The organism is Caballeronia sp. SL1002, from assembly GCF_057814995.1.
The window spans coordinates 269,386-285,031 of record NZ_JBYMUW010000005.1; the positions used below are offsets into that span (position 1 = coordinate 269,386).

Here is a 15,646-nt window from a genome sequence, read left to right on the forward strand (position 1 = left end):
CCACACAACAGAGTGGAGCCGCTCATCCATCCCGGCAGGCACGAAGTGCCTGCCGGAACGGCATAACCGAAGAAACCAAAACTAAACAAACCGACGCTGTTGTTAGATGTGCCCGTCGTCCGAGCGTAGCGAGGATGGAACTGACAGGCGCTGTGCCAAAACCAATGAAGCCGAGTTAGCCTGGTCAGCTTGCGCGCCTATCCGCGTGGTTATGCGTGGTGGACACTTCTGCGGACAAGCTGCTTTCTTTGGTTACTTTCTTTGCAGCAGCAAAGAAAGTGACTGCTGCCGCGCACAGCGGCGTGCTGATAGACCTACACGAAAGCAAGTTCCCAAGAAGCGCGTGCAAACAAAAGCAAACGGCGCCAGCAAACCAAAACCCGTGCAAAGTTCCCACAGAACAATCACCACCCACCACCCACCCCAACCCCGGCCCCGCCAAACTCACTCCTTCGATTTCCCGCTCCGGCGAATCTGCTCCTCCATCGCCAGATCGAGCTTACTAACGCGTTTCGGCTTCTCGGGCTTGAGCGCATTCACGAAAGCGACAAATTCGTCCATCGCAAGTGGTCCGGAGACTTTCTGATCGACGCTGGCCGCCCGATCGACGAGATAAAACAGGCCGCCGCTCAGACTAACGGCCGCGTACTGCGGATTACCGCTCCGGGTCTTGAGCCGTTCGACGGCATGAATAGCTTTGGTTGAGCGCATGACTAAACGCAGCCGCTCAAGGCGCGCACTTCTTGCCCGCGCCTTCGATCCACAAGTTCGACGCGTGACGTTGTCCCGGATAGTATCGATACGACGTCTCGCCGTTGTCGAACCGCACCTTCACCACGTTCGATTCGCCGAATTCAAGCATCACGCCCTGCGGAATGGACGTCTTCCTGAACGTGGCGTCGTGCTTCGCGGCTTCGTCGGTCATGCACTGGACGATGGTATCGACGGAATTGTTCTGGGTGGCTTTTTCGACTTCGGGCTGGCCGGCGTCGGCGTTGTGAAACTGTGCGCAAGCATTCAACAAGAGGGGCAGCGCGAGCGCGCCTAAAAGTTTTTTCATGGTCTCTTTGCGTATTTCGCGTTCCTTGAAACGTCATTAGAACATGCCGTCCTTACGTTCTCGACAATCGGACTGACACACGCCCAAACGACGCAGCAAGACCCGCGCCACTCGCCGTGCGCCACCAGCCGTGCGCCACCGCGCGCATTAAGCATCCGGCGGCACGCCGAGCAGTTGCATCGTCCCGCCGACCACCCCCGAAAACACCGGCCCCGCGACCGTGCCGCCGTAATACGAGCCGGTCGAGGGCTCGTCGATCATCACCGCGACGATCACGCGCGGATCGCTCATCGGCGCCATGCCGACAAACGACGCCCGGTATTTGTTCTTCGCGTAGACGCGGCCGATCTGCTTGCGCGCCGTGCCGGTCTTGCCGCCGACACGATAACCCGCCACCGCCGCCGCGCGGCCCGTGCCGTTCGGTCCCATCGCAAGTTCCAGCATGTCGCGGACCGCGGCGGCCGTCGCCGGGCGCGTCACGGCGAGCGGAGTCGGCCGCGTTTCGCCCTGCACGAGCGTCGCCGGGTGGAAATGGCCGGATCCGGCGTAAGCGGTGTAGATCTGCGCGATCTGGAGCAGCGAGAGCGAAAGGCCGTAGCCATACGCCATCGTGGCCTGCTCGATCGGCCGCCAGCGCGCGTGATCGCGAAGACGGCCCGTTGCCGCGCCCGGGAATGTGAGTTCCGGCGCGCGCCCGATGCCGTATTCGCGATACTTTTCCCAGATCGTCGCGGCGGGAAGCTGCAGCGAAAGCTTGGTGAGCGCGATGTTGCTCGACATCTGCACGGCTTCGGAAACGGTAATCACGCCGTGGTTCGACGTGTCGTGGATCACGTTCGGGCCGAGTTTGAAACTGCCCGGCGATGTATCGATACGCGTGTCCGGCCGTACTTTCCCCAGATCGATCGACAGCGCAGCCACCAGCGGCTTGATGGTCGAACCCGGCTCGAACGTGTCGGTGAGCGCGCGGTTGCGCAACTGTTCGCCGGTCAGCCGCGCGCGGTCGTTCGGATCGAACGTCGGATAGTTGGCGAGCGCAAGAATCTCGCCGTTCCTCGCGTCGAGTACGACGACGCTGCCCGCCCGCGCCTGGTGCCGCACGATCGCCGCTTTCAGTTGCGTGTGCGCGAGTTGCTGGATGCGCCGGTCGATCGTCAACTGAATGGTTTCGCCATTCTGCGGCTGATCGGTTTCGCCGATCTCCGAAATTACCCGCCCGAGCCGGTCGCGGATCACTTCGCGCTGGCCCTGTTCGCCGATCAAGCGCGAATCGGCGGCGAGTTCGACGCCTTCCTGCCCGCGATCCTCGCTATTCGTAAAGCCGACGATATGCGCCGCCGATTCGCCCTCGGGATAGAACCGCTTCGTATCCGGTACGAGTGTGACGCCCGCCAGACCCGCATCGGCGACATGCCCGGCGACGTCGGCATCCACCTGACGTTTCAAGAGCACGAAGGAGCGGCTCGCGTTCAGCCGCCGCGTGAGTTCCGGCGGCGGCATGCCGAGCAAACGCGCGACCGCCGCCGTCGAACCGGGCTCGAAATGCTTGGGCGTCGCCCAGATTTCATAGGTGGACAGGCTGACGGCCAGCATCGCGCCGTTCCGGTCGACAATCCGCCCGCGCGTCGCGGCGAGTTCCAGTGTGCGCTGGTAGCGCTTCTGGCCTTCGTTGATATAAAAATCCTGGTTGACCACCTGCACCCACAAAGCCCGCCCGGCGAGCGCGGCGAACGCGCCCGAAACGAGCAGCACGACGAAGGTCGAGCGCCACGCGGGCAGGCGGTTCGCGAGCATCGGATTTGGATGGGACGTCTGGAATGCCGCCCGGCCCCGGGTTTTCTTTTTGAACATCGCTTCGTGGTTTTCTACTTATCGGAGCCTGCCGGATCAGGATGCGAGCCGCGCCAGCATCGCGTCGAGGACGGCTGGATCGACGTCGCCGTTCTGGTCGGGCAGGCGAATGTGGAACGTGTTTTCGAGCGCGTCGCGCAACTGCGCGGTATCGGCGAGATGACGCACGTCGTCTCCGCCCGAGCCGTGCTCGTTCAGCCGCCGGTTCGTCAGCACATGACGCGTGGACGCGCCCAGCCGCGCGACCATCAGCGTCGAAACGAACGGCGAACCCGGATTGGTGGCAACGAAGTAGTTCGCCATCTCGTAATCGACGGGAAATTGCGGCTCAAGATTGAAGCGATAAATGGGCCGCCATTCATCGCCGATTTTCACTTGCAGCAGATAACCCGAGTCCTCGATAGCGTCGATCCTGAACGGCTCGTGCGGCGTCCGCTGCTCGCGGCCGGCTTCGAACACGAGCGGCGCGCTCAGCGTCATGCCGCCGAACCCGACATCGGCCAGGTACGTCGTGCCGTCTACCTCCACCAGCAGCAGCATGTGCGTACGCGGCGGCATGCCGTCGGCCGTGCGCCCCCACACCACGCGCGCGCCGAGACCGTGCGTGCGAAAGCCGAGCGCATCGAGTACGCTGCGAAACAGCAGGTTGTGCTCGTAGCAATAGCCGCCGCGCCGCGCGCCGACCAGCTTCGCCTGCACCGACTTCAGATCGATCCGCACGGCGCGGCCAAGCAGCGGGTCGAGATTTTCGAATGGAATGGCCTGCGGATGCAGCAGATGCAGCGCGCGCAACGTGTCGAGCGTGGCCGTGCGCGGGCCGTCATAGCCGATGCGCGCGAAGTAGGCGTCGAGGTCGATGGTCGAGGTGAAAGCGGTCATGAAAAGTAGTCGAAGAAAAATAGGTGAAGTCCGAAAACCGCACCCGGGCATAGCGCATATTCTACGTTACGCCAACGATAAAATTACAGAAAGCATACGCAATAGAGCCATTCGGATAAGGCTCGGTCACATCGATATTCACGCTTTTTGAACTGTGCGGCATCGGGCCGGGTCTGTTTCAAAGGTTCCCGAAGGTTCCAGACTGCCGCCACCGCGCCGCAGCCGCGTTATAGCAGCGTGCGCGCGCGCCACGCAACTTCACCGCTGCCCGTTCAGGGCGGCTATGTACTCAAACGGACCGCCATGCCGACCGAATCGAATACTCCCGCATCCTCAAGCGCATCTTCAGAAACGCCCGCGCCCGCCGGAACCAAGCGCGCGCCGCCGTGCACGCTCGTGATCTTCGGCGCGGGCGGCGATCTGACGAAGCGGCTGCTGATGCCCGCGCTCTACAACCTGTCGTCGGATGGATTGCTCGACGACGGCATGAAGATCGTCGGCGTGAATCATGGCGAGAAGGAAACCGCCGCGTGGCGCGACGAACTCACGGCGTCGCTGAAGGCGTTCGCCGCCGACCGCGCGAGCACCTTCCACACGTCGAAACTCGACGACAACGCGTGGAACTGGGTCGCGTCGCGTCTGCAATACGTCGCGGGCGAGTTCGAATCCGCCGATACGTTCGAGCATCTGAAGTCCATGCTCGGCGACGGAAACGTCATTTTTTATCTCGCCGTGACCGCGCGTTTTTTCAAGCCGATCGTCGAGCAACTCGGCCGCGCCGGACTGCTGAAGGAAGATGGGCAAGGTTTCCGGCGTCTGGTGATCGAAAAGCCGTTCGGCACCGATCTCGCCTCAGCGCGCGATCTCAACGCGCACATTCTGAATTACGCGAGCGAATCTCAGATTTATCGCATCGATCACTTTCTCGGCAAGGACACCGTTCAGAGCATTCTGGCCGTGCGTTTCGCGAACGCGCTGTTCGAGCCGATCTGGCGGCGCGAATATATCGACCACGTGCAGATCACGGCCGCCGAAACGATCGGGGTGGAAGGGCGCGGGCGCTTTTACGAGCAGACCGGCGCGTTCCGCGACATGCTGCCGAACCATCTGTTCCAGTTGCTCGGCATGGTCGCAATGGAACCGCCGAATTCGTTCGAAGCCGAGGCCGTGCGCGACAAGAAAGCCGACATCTTCGACGCGATCCAGCCGCTGACTTCACGCGATGTCGTGTTCGGCCAGTACGAGAAAGGTCCGGCCGGGCCGGGTTATCGGGAGGAGCCGGATGTCGCCCCGGACAGCACGACGGAAACTTACGCGGCGGCGCGCGTGTTTATCGAGAACTGGCGATGGGCCGGCGTGCCGTTTTATCTGCGTACCGGCAAGCGGCTCGCGGCGCGGCGCACGGAAATTTCAGTGCAGCTCAAGGCCGTGCCGTTCCGGCTGTTCCGCGACACGCCCGTCGATGCGCTGACGCCCAACGTGCTGACCTTGCGGATCGACCCGCTGCACGGCACCACGTTCGATTTCAACGTGAAAGTGCCCGGGCCGGTGATGCGGGTCGGTCCGGCGCAATCGTCGTTCAGTTACAGCGATTTCTTCGCGGAGCGCGCGAACGTCGGTTATGAGACGCTGCTGTACGACTGCATGCTCGGCGACGAAACGCTGTTTCAGCGCGCCGACAGTATCGAGACGAGCTGGGCCGCAGTCGATGCGGTGCTGCATCCGCAAGACGGCGCGCTGCCAGTGCATGGTTATCCGGCGGGCAGCGACGGCCCGGACGCGTCCGACGCGCTGCTCGCGCAAGATGGACACGCGTGGCGGCCGCTCACCGCGCCGCCCGCCAAGAAGTAAAACGACAACAGGGGATCTACGTGGCAACCAAGAAGACAGCAGCAAAGAAAGCGACGTCGCCGGAGCGCATTCTGGCGATCGACGTCGGCGGAACGGGGTTGAAAGCGGCGATCATCGACGCTAAAGGGGAGATGAAAACGGAGCGTCTGCGCGTCGCGACGCCGGATCCGTGCACGCCGGACGTGCTGGTCGACACGCTGGCCGCGCTGGTCGCGCCGCTCGTCGATCCCGCGCCGACGCATATTTCGATCGGCTTTCCGGGTTTCGTGCGGAATAACCGCGTGCTGACCGCGCCGCATTTCGGCAACGAAAACTGGCATGACATTCCGCTCGCCGACATGATCGCGCAACGGCTCGGCGGCGTGCAGGTTCGCATGATCAACGACGCCGAGATGCAAGGGCTGGCGGTGATCGAAGGTCACGGCATCGAATTCGTGCTCACGCTCGGCACCGGCGCGGGCACGGCGCTTTTTCGCGATGGCGAACTGATGCCGCACCTCGAACTCGCGCACCATCCGGTCGCGCGCAAAAAGACCTACGACGACTACATCGGCAACGCGGCGCGCATGAAGGCGGGCGGCAAGCGCTGGAACAAGCGCGTGGAACGGGTGATCGGCTTGCTCGCGACGCTCGTGAATTACGACAAATTGTGGATCGGCGGCGGCAACGCGGCGCATCTCAAATTCGACTTGCCGCCGAACGTGGCGGTGGTGTCCAACTCGGCGGGAATCGAAGGCGGCGCCAGACTCTGGCATCCGCGATCGGTGCGCGAAACGCGCCAGCTTCCCGCCGCCAACCAGCGCACGGGAGCATTCGAATGACTTCAACCGACCAATCCGGCTCCGGCCTTCAACTTGCGTCGGGCGGCGACGCGGCCGGCGCGCTGGACGCGCTCGCGCAGATCCAGCTAGTGATCTCCGACTGCGACGGCACGCTGCTGCTCAACGACAAATCGATCAGCCCAGCCGCCCAGGACGCCGTGCGCGGCCTGCACGCGGCGGGCGTGAAGTTCACGGTGGCGAGCAGCCGGCCGGGCGCGGGCATGCGCAGTATCGTCGAGACGCTCGCGATCAACATGCCGTATGCGTCGTACAACGGCGGAAATCTGGTCGAACCGGGGAGCTGGAAGGTGTTGCGCTCGCATAAATTGCCGCGCGACGCGGTGAAAACGTCGCTCGACAGTCTGGAGCGCGAGGGCATCGACGCGTGGGTGTTTATCGGCGATACATGGTATCTGACTAATCCCGACGGCGAATACGTGCCGCGCGAGCGGCGCACGGTGGGTTACGACGGCGTGCGCGTATCGAGCTTCGACGAACTGGATTTGAGCGCGGTGGACAAGATTGTCGGATCGACGTCGGACGCGCCTGGGCTCGAACGCATGGAGACCGAGTTGCAGTCGAGCTTGTCGGGGCGCGCGCTCGCATCGCGCTCGCAAAGCTACTACCTCGATATCACCAACCTGGAGGCCAACAAGGGCGAAGCGGTGCGCGAACTGGCGCGTCAGGCGAACGTGCCGCTGGAACGCGTGGCCGTCCTCGGCGACATGTCGAACGACATCGCGATGTTCGACGTCGCGGGTATCGCCATCGCGATGGGTCAGGCGACGCAAAACGTGCGCGATCACGCGCGATTCGTGAGCGCGCCCAATAACGACGACGGCTTCGCAATCGCAATCAACGCACTACTGGCCGCCCGGAAGCGTGCGCAGAACGGCTGAGCATCGAGGCGATTTGCGCAACGTCCAGATGCGACAAAACATTCGGGCCGAAGGCCAGAATGAAAAAGTAAGGTGAAGCGTGAGGGCGGAGAGCGCCTTCGACGCGCACGCATGCCGGCTAGCCGTTGGCCGGTTCGTGCAAGCGACGTCGAATCGTGCTCTGCCTCAAAAACGTTCAGTTGCAAGCGTCCGGAGAACGCCTGTCAGCCAAGAGCGGCTGCATGGCGCGGACGGCTTTTAACCGACGTTTAACGGCGGCGCATTTGCGGGCGAGGACCGCCGCTGCTTGCGCGTTCGTCTTTGTGACGGAAGTTGATGCGGCCTTTCGTCAGGTCATACACCGACAACTCCAGCGTCACGCGGTCGCCCGCGAGAATACGAATGTGATTTTTGCGCATGCGGCCCGACGCGTAAGCACCGACCACGACGCCGTTGTCGAGCGTCACGCGGTAGCGGCTATCGGGAAGCACTTCGTCGACAATGCCATCCAACTCGAGTAGTTCTTCTTTCGCCATAAAAAAGCTCCTTCCTGTATGAATTACGAGATTGTAGGTGACGCGCGCGTTTTGCGGGTTGCGCCACCAATACACCAATAAGATTTCAGTTTAAAGATCGGCGACCGTCTGGCCGTCGATCTGACCGTCGATCAGCTTCTCCGCGTGCTGCATGCAGGCGCGGCGCGCCTGGCCGCCGTTTTCGAACGGCGCGGGCTGGCTCAACCGGAACACGCGGCTTTCGCCCGCGGCTTCCTCGCCTTCGGGCACCGCACGGCGAATCCGCACCGACGCTTCATAACCAGCGTCCGCGGCACGCACCGCCACCCCGTCGCGCGCGCCGCGCGGGTAGATCAGCGGATGAATCTCGTAGCCCTTGTACGTCTTGACCGTTTCTTTCATGTTTCCAGGTGTCCTGTGTTGCGCCTGTCCGGCGCTTCGCCAAGCCGTCTCAATGACGACTACCCAACGACGACGCCTCGCGAAAAGTCTTTCGCGAGCGGAAAACCGAGCGCAGCGCGAGAATCCGCGCAATCGCTTGGTAGGCTTTAGGTAATGAGGAACGTCCCGGTAACAATGACCGCGGACGTCGCTATTGCTCAACCTTGAAGACGAATGTCGGGAAAAACCGTAGCCGACATTGCCGGGGCGAATGACATTCAGCGCCAAAATCACGCAAATTACGCTGAAATGTTGGGTGGTTCACTACCGCCGGGGGTGAAAACGTTGCGCGCTTTGCGCACCATGTTTCATTAGACAGCAAATCAGAAAAAAGTTCCGCTGTCGCCGGAAGCCCCGCCTCTCGATGCCGCAAGTGTGACGCGTTCAACGCATCGAAGCATCTATTATAACCAACCTGACTTACGGAACCGCCACCATAGGCAAATGTCCACCGCAAGCATCACCGCGAGGCACGCGGGATAGCCGTAAGTCCAGTCCAGCTCCGGGATCTTGTGAAAATTCATGCCGTAGATGCCCGCGACCATCGTCGGTACGGCGAAGAGCGCGGCGAACGAGCCGAGGCGCTTCGTCACCTCGCTCTCCGCGAGCGAAATCAGGCCGAGATTCACCTGAATTGCGGTCACGATCATCTCGCGGCGTCCTTCGATAGTCTTCACGATGCGCTGCAGGTGGTCGTACACATCGCGGAAATATTCCTGCATGCCCGCGCACACGCCCGGCGCGCGGCCGCCATACAGTTTGCTGACGGCTTCCAGCAACGGCGCCGTGTGATGCTGGAGCAAAACGAGACGGCGTTTCAGCGAATAGAGATCTTCGATAATCTCGCGCGACGCCGCCGACCCGTTGCGCGCGAAGATGCGCTCCTCCAGTTCGTCGAGTTCCGAGCCGAGCGATTCGAGAATCGGAAAGTAACGGTCCACGACGTTATCGATGAGCGCGTACATCACGAACGCCGGCCCGTGCCGCAGCAGATGCGGTTCGCGTTCGCAGCGCGCGCGCACGTCCTGAAAGCCTTGCGTGGTGCGGTTGCGCACCGAAAGCACATAACCCGGCCCGACGAAAACGTTGATTTCGCCCACCGCCAGTTCGCCGTCGGCATCCATTTCGACCGTGTGCAGCACCGTGAACAGCGAATCGCCGTATTCCTCGATTTTCGGTCGCTGATGGCCGTTGCGCGCATCTTCGACGGCCAGTTCGTGCAGTCCGAACTGCTGCATCATGTGCGCGAGTTCGCCCGGTCCCGGCTCCTTGAGCGCGACCCAGATGAAGCAGTCGGGCACGTCGCGATACGCGTTGATTTCATCGATCGCGACATCGGCGAGCTTGCGGCCGTTCTGATAAGCCGCGCAATTGACGAGCATGAAAAGTGCCTTCTGTACCGTAAATGAAAGCGGCGGAGTCGCCGGTCCGACTGCATCTTAGCGGATTTGACGGCCGTTCAAGCGCCGCGTTCAATCCTGATCGGACGCGCTCACGGTGGCCGCCGGAATGCTCTCGCGCCGCGTCAGTTTGCCCTCCACCGAGGCACCTACGTCCATGCGCAACTGCTGGTAATAAATGTCGCCGGTGATGTGTGCGTTCGACTGCAGTTCGATGAAGTGATCGACGGTCACGTCGCCCGCTATCGTCCCGTTCACGACGAGGTCGTAGGCATGCACGTTACCGGTAATCGTGCCTTGGTCGCTCAGGACAAGCAGCGTCTGCGCGCCTTCCCGGCCGCTGACATTGCCGGTCACGCGGCCGTCCATGCGCAGGCCCTGCTCGAATTCGAGATCGCCACGGATATGGACGTCGCGGGCGATCAGCGTGGCAAGCGACGTCTGGCCGACGCCTTGAGTTTTTTTCTTGGAGAACATGTTCGGATCCTGAGGTTGAAACGTTTATCGGCGCGTGCTTGACGTGCTTCGTGCTTAACGTGCTTTGTCGCTGTGCTGCCGCTGGAAAAACATGAGTTCGGTGCGCAGGCGCTGCAATTCGGCGTCGGACGTTTCCGCCTGTTTCTGGATAGCGGCGCGCTCGGCGCTTTCTTGTTCGAGCGACAGTTGTGCCCGTGCAAGCTGGTCGCGCAAGCCGGCCTCCGATACAGGCGGCGCGCATCGCGCATCTACCTGGTTCGCCTGTTCGCGCGATGCGTGCAGCGCGAAACCGGCTGCGCCGAGCGCAGCAAGCGCACAGGCCGCCGCGATCGCTGCAAAGAGGCGCTGCGACGTGCCGCGTGTCGTGAGCGCGTAGCGGCGGCCCGTCAGACGATGTGTGGCGGACGAAGACGTGGACTTACGCATCGGGTTTGAGCCGGAACAGGGAGAGGTATGGGCGCGGATCGATTTGCGCGCCGCCGGTAATCACCTCGAAGTGCAGGTGCGGTCCCGTCGAGCGGCCCGTCGAGCCGACCTCGCCGATTTTCTGTCCCGGCAAGACAAGCTGACCTTCCTCCACCAGCACCTTCGACGTATGGCCGTAACGCGTGACCAGCCCGTCCGCGTGCCGGATGTCGATGGCGAGTCCGTACCCGCCGTGCGCGCCCGCCGCGATCACCCGTCCGCCCGCGCTCGCGAATATCGACGTGCCGGCCGGCGCGACCAGATCGACGCCGGGATGGAAGTTGAGGTGCCCGGTGAACGGATCCACGCGGTTGCCGAACGGCGAGCCGCTGCGCGAGCCGGGCGCCGGATCGCGGCCGGGAAACGCCATCAGCGCGGCTTCGCGCGGCGTGATCGCGTTCTGGATGAGGTCGCTCGCTGCGGCGACGCAATCGAGCGTTTCACTCGTGCGCGCAAGCTCGCTCCCGACATTGCGGCGCGTCTCGATGCGCTCCGCGTGACACGGGCGCGGCGGCAGTTCGGGACCGCCCGCGCTGTCGAGCGGGGCGTCGCCGGGATGCTGCAGCGTTTCAGGAAGCGGCGGGACGCCATGGACGTCGCCGCGCCGCGCGTCGGCGAGTCGCGCGTCGAATGCGTTGAGCGCGTCCACGCGAGCGCGCAGTTGCGTGATGCGCGGCTCGATCAGCGTGAGCGCGGCGGCCAGCTTGCCGATTTCTTCGATTTCGTAGGTGCGTTTGGTCGACGCTGCGTGTTCGTCGGTCGCGCGATCGTGATCGAGCGACGCGCCGATCGCGATGCCCAGCGCGAGCGCGGCGGCGGTCAGCGCCAGCACGCCGCCGATCGCGAGCGCGCGCGCCGTGCGCGCCTCGACGAAGCGCACGCGCTGATGCGACAGTTTGCGTCGCGACCAGATGACGAACGCCATCAGCGAGGCGTCCCCGCCGCCGGAACGCGGCGGCGTAATGAATGGTTCGGGCGGAAAGACGAAAGCATGGCGGGAGGCGCTGATCGGTCGAAAAGCTGGCGATTATGCCTCATGCCGCGCGAGCTTCATCTCGAAAAGTAGGAATGCTTGGTAACGACTTTTTTTATCGTGGCCGGTTTCTGCATACAGGTCTGGGCCGGTTCAAAAAAAGCATTGCGTGCGGTCGCGCCGGCAAGACGGGGCGGGATAAAAATCCGGCAGTTCCGTCTCAATAATTTGGATAACTGAAGTTGCAGGGCGCGACGCGTGTTGCCGCGGTTTCGTTCGCGCCGCGCCGTTTCAGCCCGGCGCGCCGCCGATCCACGTCATGTCGTTCGTCTCTCCCGCGAGCAGCGCGCGGTTTTTGTCGGCGACGTCGCGCAGATAATCCCACGTCGCGGTGATGCGCTTGAGCTTTCGCAAATCCTCGCGGCAAGATAGATAAAACGCCCGCGTCACCACGATTTCCTCGGGAAGCACGGCTTCGAGCCTAGGTTCCTGCGCGGCCATGAAGCACGGCAGGATCGCGAGCGAGCGCCCCTGCAGCGCCGCGAAATACTGCGCGATCACGCTCGTGCTCCGCCAGCGCGACTGCGCGCCCGGCACCGCGCGCGCCAGATAAAGCAACTCGTAGCTGAACGCCAGATCGTCGATATAGCTTGCGAAACGATGCGCGCGCAGATCGTCCGTGGAGGTAATCGGCGCGTGGCGCTCCAGATAGTCGCGCGTCGCGTAGAGCTTCAGCCGGTAATCGCAAAGTTTTGTGTACACATACTGGCCCTGTTCCGGGCGTTCGAGCGTGATCGCGATATCGGCTTCGCGCTTCGACAAACTGACGAAATGCGGCACGGGCAACAGGTCGATCGAAATGTTCGGATGCGCGTCCTGGAAGCGCGCCAGATGCGGCGCGAGGAAAAAGCAGCCGAAGCCCTCCGTCGATCCAACCCGCACGAGGCCGGACAACGCGTGTCCGGTATTGGCGATCTGCTCGGTGGCCGATTGCACGGTGGACTCGATCGAATCGACGTAACCGAGCAGGCGCTGGCCTTCCGCCGTCAGCACGAAACCGCCGCTGCGGGATTTATCGAAGAGCAGCGTGCCGAGCGCGTCTTCCAGCGCGCGCACGCGCCGCGCGACCGTCGTGTAATCCACGCCCAGCCGTTTCGCCGCGCCGCTCGCGCGCTGCGTACGCGCCACCTCCAGAAAATAACGAAGGTCGTCCCAGTTCAGTTTTTCCAGATCCAGCAGCGTGCGTTTTTGCATATCGGTCGGGTGTTTTTATCGATACTTGATGGACTTTTGCATAACTATACTCAAAGCTGGCCGACCCGCCGCTTGAACGGCGGGCGATTAAAAGCACGGAGACAACGCCCTTTTGTGTCGATACGCGCGTGCACAACGCGCCGGCTGCGTCTTCGCGCTTCCACATCAGGAGCTCGACGTGAACCTTGCCGCTGAACATCCCGCGCGCGCCGCCCAAGGCGTGCGCACCGCCAAATTGCTGATCGACGGCGTGTTCGTCGAATCCGCGACCGACGAATGGCGCGATATCGTGAATCCGGCGACGCAGGAGGTGATCGGCCGCGTGCCGTTCGCGACCGCCGATGAAGTCGGCGCCGCGATTGCCGCCGCGCACAAAGCGTTCGCGACGTGGCGCACGACGCCGCTCGGCGCGCGCATGCGGATCATGCTCAGGTTCCAGGACCTCGTGCGGCAGAACATGAAACGCGTCGCGGCGACGCTCACGGCCGAGCAGGGCAAGACGCTGCCCGACGCCGAAGGCGATATTTTTCGTGGCCTGGAAGTGATCGAGCACGCATGTTCGATCGGCACGCTGCAGCAGGGCGAATTCGCGGAAAACGTCGCGGGCGGCGTGGATACATACACGCTGCGTCAGCCGATCGGCGTCTGCGCGGGCATCACGCCGTTCAACTTCCCCGCGATGATCCCGCTCTGGATGTTCCCGATGGCGATCGTCTGCGGCAATACGTTCGTGCTCAAGCCGTCCGAGCAGGACCCGCTTTCCACGATGGAACTCGTCGAACTCGCGATCGAAGCGGGCGTGCCGCCGGGCGTGCTGAACGTGGTTCACGGCGGTAAAAGCGTGGTGGACGCGCTGTGTACGCATCCCGATATCAAGGCGATCTCGTTTGTCGGTTCTACGCAGGTCGGCACGCACGTTTATCAGCTCGGCTCCCAGCACGGCAAACGCGTGCAGGCGATGATGGGCGCAAAAAACCACGCCGTCGTGCTGCCGGACGCGAACAAGGAGCAGACGCTCAACGCGCTCGCCGGCGCCGGCTTCGGCGCGGCGGGCCAGCGCTGCATGGCGACGTCCGTGGTCGTGCTGGTCGGCGCGTCGCAGGCTTGGCTGCCCGAGCTCGTCGAGCGCGCGCGCGGCCTCACGGTGAACGGGGGAACCGAGCCGAATACGGATGTCGGGCCGGTTGTCTCGAAGGCGGCGAAGGCGCGCATTCTCGGCTTGATCGAGGCCGGCGTGCAGGAAGGCGCGACGCTCGCGCTCGATGGCCGCGACGTGCAGGTTGCAGGCTACGAGGCAGGCAACTTCATCGGCCCGACGATTTTCTCGGACGTCACAACCGATATGTCCATCTACACGCAGGAAATCTTCGGCCCCGTGATCTGCGTGCTGTCGGCGGCGACGCTCGACGACGCCATCGCGCTCGTGAACCGCAATCCGATGGGCAACGGCGTCGGCTTGTTCACGCAGAGCGGCGCGGCGGCGCGCAAGTTCCAGAGCGAGATCGACGTGGGGCAGGTCGGCATCAATATTCCGATTCCCGTGCCGGTGCCGACCTTCAGCTTCACCGGGTCGCGCGGCTCGAAACTCGGCGATCTCGGGCCGTACGGCAAGCAGGTCGTGCAGTTCTACACGCAGACCAAAACCGTGACCGCGCGCTGGTTCGACGACGCCACTGTCAACGACGGCGTCAATACGACCATCTCGCTGCGCTGACCGGCATAAACACAAGGAGACGGCGATGCAAATCGCATTTATCGGCTTGGGGAACATGGGCGGTCCGATGGCCGCGAATCTGCTGAAAGCGGGCCATGCGCTGACGGTGTTCGATCTGTCCGACACCGCGCTCGACGCCGCGCGGCAAGCGGGCGCGGCGAGTGCCGCCTCGCCGCGCGAAGCGGTGGGGAAAGCCGAGGTCGTGATCACGATGCTGCCGGCCGCCGCGCACGTCAAAGCCGTGTATCTCGGCGATGACGGCGTGCTTGCGGGCGTCGCGCCCGCCGTGCCGCTCGTCGATAGCAGCACGATCGATCCGGCCACGGCGCGTCTCGTGGCAGACTCGGCGCGCGCGCACGGCAATCCGTTCGCGGACGCGCCGGTGTCGGGCGGCACGGGCGGCGCGCAGGCGGGCACGCTGACGTTCATGGTCGGCGCGGACGAGGCGCTGTTCGAAACGCTTCAGCCGGTGCTCGCCGGCATGGGCAAGAACATGGTGCGTTGCGGCGAAACCGGCACCGGACAGATCGCGAAACTCTGCAACAACCTGCTACTTGGCATCTCGATGATCGGCGTGGCCGAGGCGATGAAGCTCGGCGTCGCGCTCGGGATCGACGCGCAGAAGCTCGCAGGTATCGTGAATACGTCGACGGGCCGTTGCTGGAGTTCGGATACGTGTAATCCCTATCCGGGTATTTTGCCGAATGCGCCGGCGTCGCGCGGTTACAGCGGCGGCTTCGGCGCGGACCTGATGCTTAAGGATCTGGGTCTCGCCGTCGATGCCGCGCGTCAGGCTAAGCAGCCGGTCATGCTCGGCGCGCTCGCGCAGCAGCTTTACCAATCGATGAGCCAGCAGGGCATGGGCGGACTCGACTTTTCTGCGATCATCAAGCTGTACGGCGATGCATGAAACCCCTTGATTTACGGTGTTATTCGCCGCATGAAGCGCGCACGAACGTGCCTATTCGCGCGCGCCCTGTACACGCTTTATTAAGTTGCACTGCACAATGCCCACCGCTTGGCCAATCGGGGTGCGCGCATCGGGAATACGATGATTCGCTTTTCTA

The 15,646-nt window shown here is 63.2% G+C and carries 16 protein-coding genes; 5 read left to right on the forward strand and 11 right to left on the reverse strand.

Going from position 1 to position 15,646, the window contains the following annotated elements; translation table 11 throughout:
- Positions 1-444: 444 nt before the first annotated feature.
- From AC3D25_RS25725 to AC3D25_RS25740, 4 genes are all read right to left on the reverse strand, one after another.
- Positions 445-711 (reverse strand): hypothetical protein, encoded by a 267-nt coding sequence (locus AC3D25_RS25725; RefSeq protein ID WP_488891308.1) that lies wholly within the window; start codon positions 709-711, stop codon positions 445-447.
- Between the two features lie 16 nt (positions 712-727).
- Complete coding sequence (locus AC3D25_RS25730; RefSeq protein WP_488891309.1) at positions 728-1,060, reverse strand: hypothetical protein; 333 nt, start codon at positions 1,058-1,060, stop codon at positions 728-730.
- A 147-nt stretch (positions 1,061-1,207) separates the two neighbouring features.
- On the reverse strand, positions 1,208-2,911 hold the full coding sequence (locus tag AC3D25_RS25735; RefSeq protein WP_488891310.1) for a peptidoglycan D,D-transpeptidase FtsI family protein: 1,704 nt from the start codon (positions 2,909-2,911) through the stop codon (positions 1,208-1,210).
- A gap of 36 nt (positions 2,912-2,947) precedes the next feature.
- Positions 2,948-3,790, reverse strand: a complete 843-nt coding sequence (locus AC3D25_RS25740; RefSeq protein WP_488891311.1) for an arylamine N-acetyltransferase family protein — start codon at positions 3,788-3,790, stop codon at positions 2,948-2,950.
- A gap of 303 nt (positions 3,791-4,093) precedes the next feature.
- On the opposite strand from AC3D25_RS25740, the gene zwf reads away from it, so the two are divergent.
- From zwf to AC3D25_RS25755, 3 genes are read left to right on the forward strand one after another with little or no spacing between them, the layout of a single operon-like run.
- Complete coding sequence (zwf, locus tag AC3D25_RS25745; protein WP_488891312.1) at positions 4,094-5,641, forward strand: glucose-6-phosphate dehydrogenase; 1,548 nt, start codon at positions 4,094-4,096, stop codon at positions 5,639-5,641.
- Positions 5,642-5,661: 20 nt separating this feature from the next.
- Entirely contained in the window at positions 5,662-6,462 is an 801-nt protein-coding gene (locus AC3D25_RS25750) for an ROK family protein (RefSeq protein WP_488891313.1), read from the forward strand.
- Positions 6,459-7,361 carry an HAD family hydrolase gene (locus tag AC3D25_RS25755; protein WP_488891314.1) on the forward strand — a complete coding sequence of 301 codons (903 nt, stop codon included), beginning with the start codon at positions 6,459-6,461 and terminating at the stop codon, positions 7,359-7,361. The genes AC3D25_RS25750 and AC3D25_RS25755 overlap by 4 nt, the downstream gene beginning before the upstream one ends.
- A gap of 248 nt (positions 7,362-7,609) precedes the next feature.
- Here the strand turns inward: AC3D25_RS25755 and infA are convergent, their stop codons facing one another.
- The 7 genes from infA to AC3D25_RS25790 form a co-directional block, all read right to left on the reverse strand.
- A complete protein-coding gene (gene infA, locus AC3D25_RS25760) occupies positions 7,610-7,876 on the reverse strand; it encodes a translation initiation factor IF-1 (protein ID WP_488891315.1) in 267 nt (88 codons plus the stop codon).
- 90 nt (positions 7,877-7,966) lie between these two features.
- Positions 7,967-8,257, reverse strand: a complete 291-nt coding sequence (locus AC3D25_RS25765; RefSeq protein ID WP_488891316.1) for a hypothetical protein — start codon at positions 8,255-8,257, stop codon at positions 7,967-7,969.
- A 443-nt stretch (positions 8,258-8,700) separates the two neighbouring features.
- Positions 8,701-9,678, reverse strand: coding sequence for a magnesium/cobalt transporter CorA (gene corA, locus AC3D25_RS25770; protein ID WP_488891317.1), 978 nt, complete (start codon positions 9,676-9,678; stop codon positions 8,701-8,703).
- Between the two features lie 90 nt (positions 9,679-9,768).
- A complete protein-coding gene (locus tag AC3D25_RS25775) occupies positions 9,769-10,173 on the reverse strand; it encodes a bactofilin family protein (protein WP_488891318.1) in 405 nt (134 codons plus the stop codon).
- A 54-nt stretch (positions 10,174-10,227) separates the two neighbouring features.
- Positions 10,228-10,599: a hypothetical protein gene (locus tag AC3D25_RS25780; protein WP_488891319.1), complete on the reverse strand. Its 372-nt coding sequence runs from the start codon at positions 10,597-10,599 to the stop codon at positions 10,228-10,230.
- Positions 10,592-11,563: a M23 family metallopeptidase gene (locus AC3D25_RS25785; protein ID WP_488891320.1), complete on the reverse strand. Its 972-nt coding sequence runs from the start codon at positions 11,561-11,563 to the stop codon at positions 10,592-10,594. Before AC3D25_RS25785 ends, AC3D25_RS25780 begins: the two co-directional genes overlap by 8 nt.
- Before the next feature lie 339 nt (positions 11,564-11,902).
- Entirely contained in the window at positions 11,903-12,865 is a 963-nt protein-coding gene (locus AC3D25_RS25790; protein ID WP_488891321.1) for a LysR family transcriptional regulator, read from the reverse strand.
- 178 nt (positions 12,866-13,043) lie between these two features.
- Between AC3D25_RS25790 and AC3D25_RS25795 the strand changes: the two genes are divergently transcribed.
- Together AC3D25_RS25795 and mmsB are read left to right on the forward strand one after the other, a co-directional pair.
- The gene (locus AC3D25_RS25795; RefSeq protein ID WP_488891322.1) at positions 13,044-14,579 is read left to right on the forward strand and encodes a CoA-acylating methylmalonate-semialdehyde dehydrogenase; all 1,536 of its coding nucleotides are present in this window, start codon (positions 13,044-13,046) and stop codon (positions 14,577-14,579) included.
- Positions 14,580-14,604: 25 nt separating this feature from the next.
- Complete coding sequence (mmsB, locus tag AC3D25_RS25800; RefSeq protein ID WP_488891323.1) at positions 14,605-15,489, forward strand: 3-hydroxyisobutyrate dehydrogenase; 885 nt, start codon at positions 14,605-14,607, stop codon at positions 15,487-15,489.
- Positions 15,490-15,646: the final 157 nt, after the last annotated feature.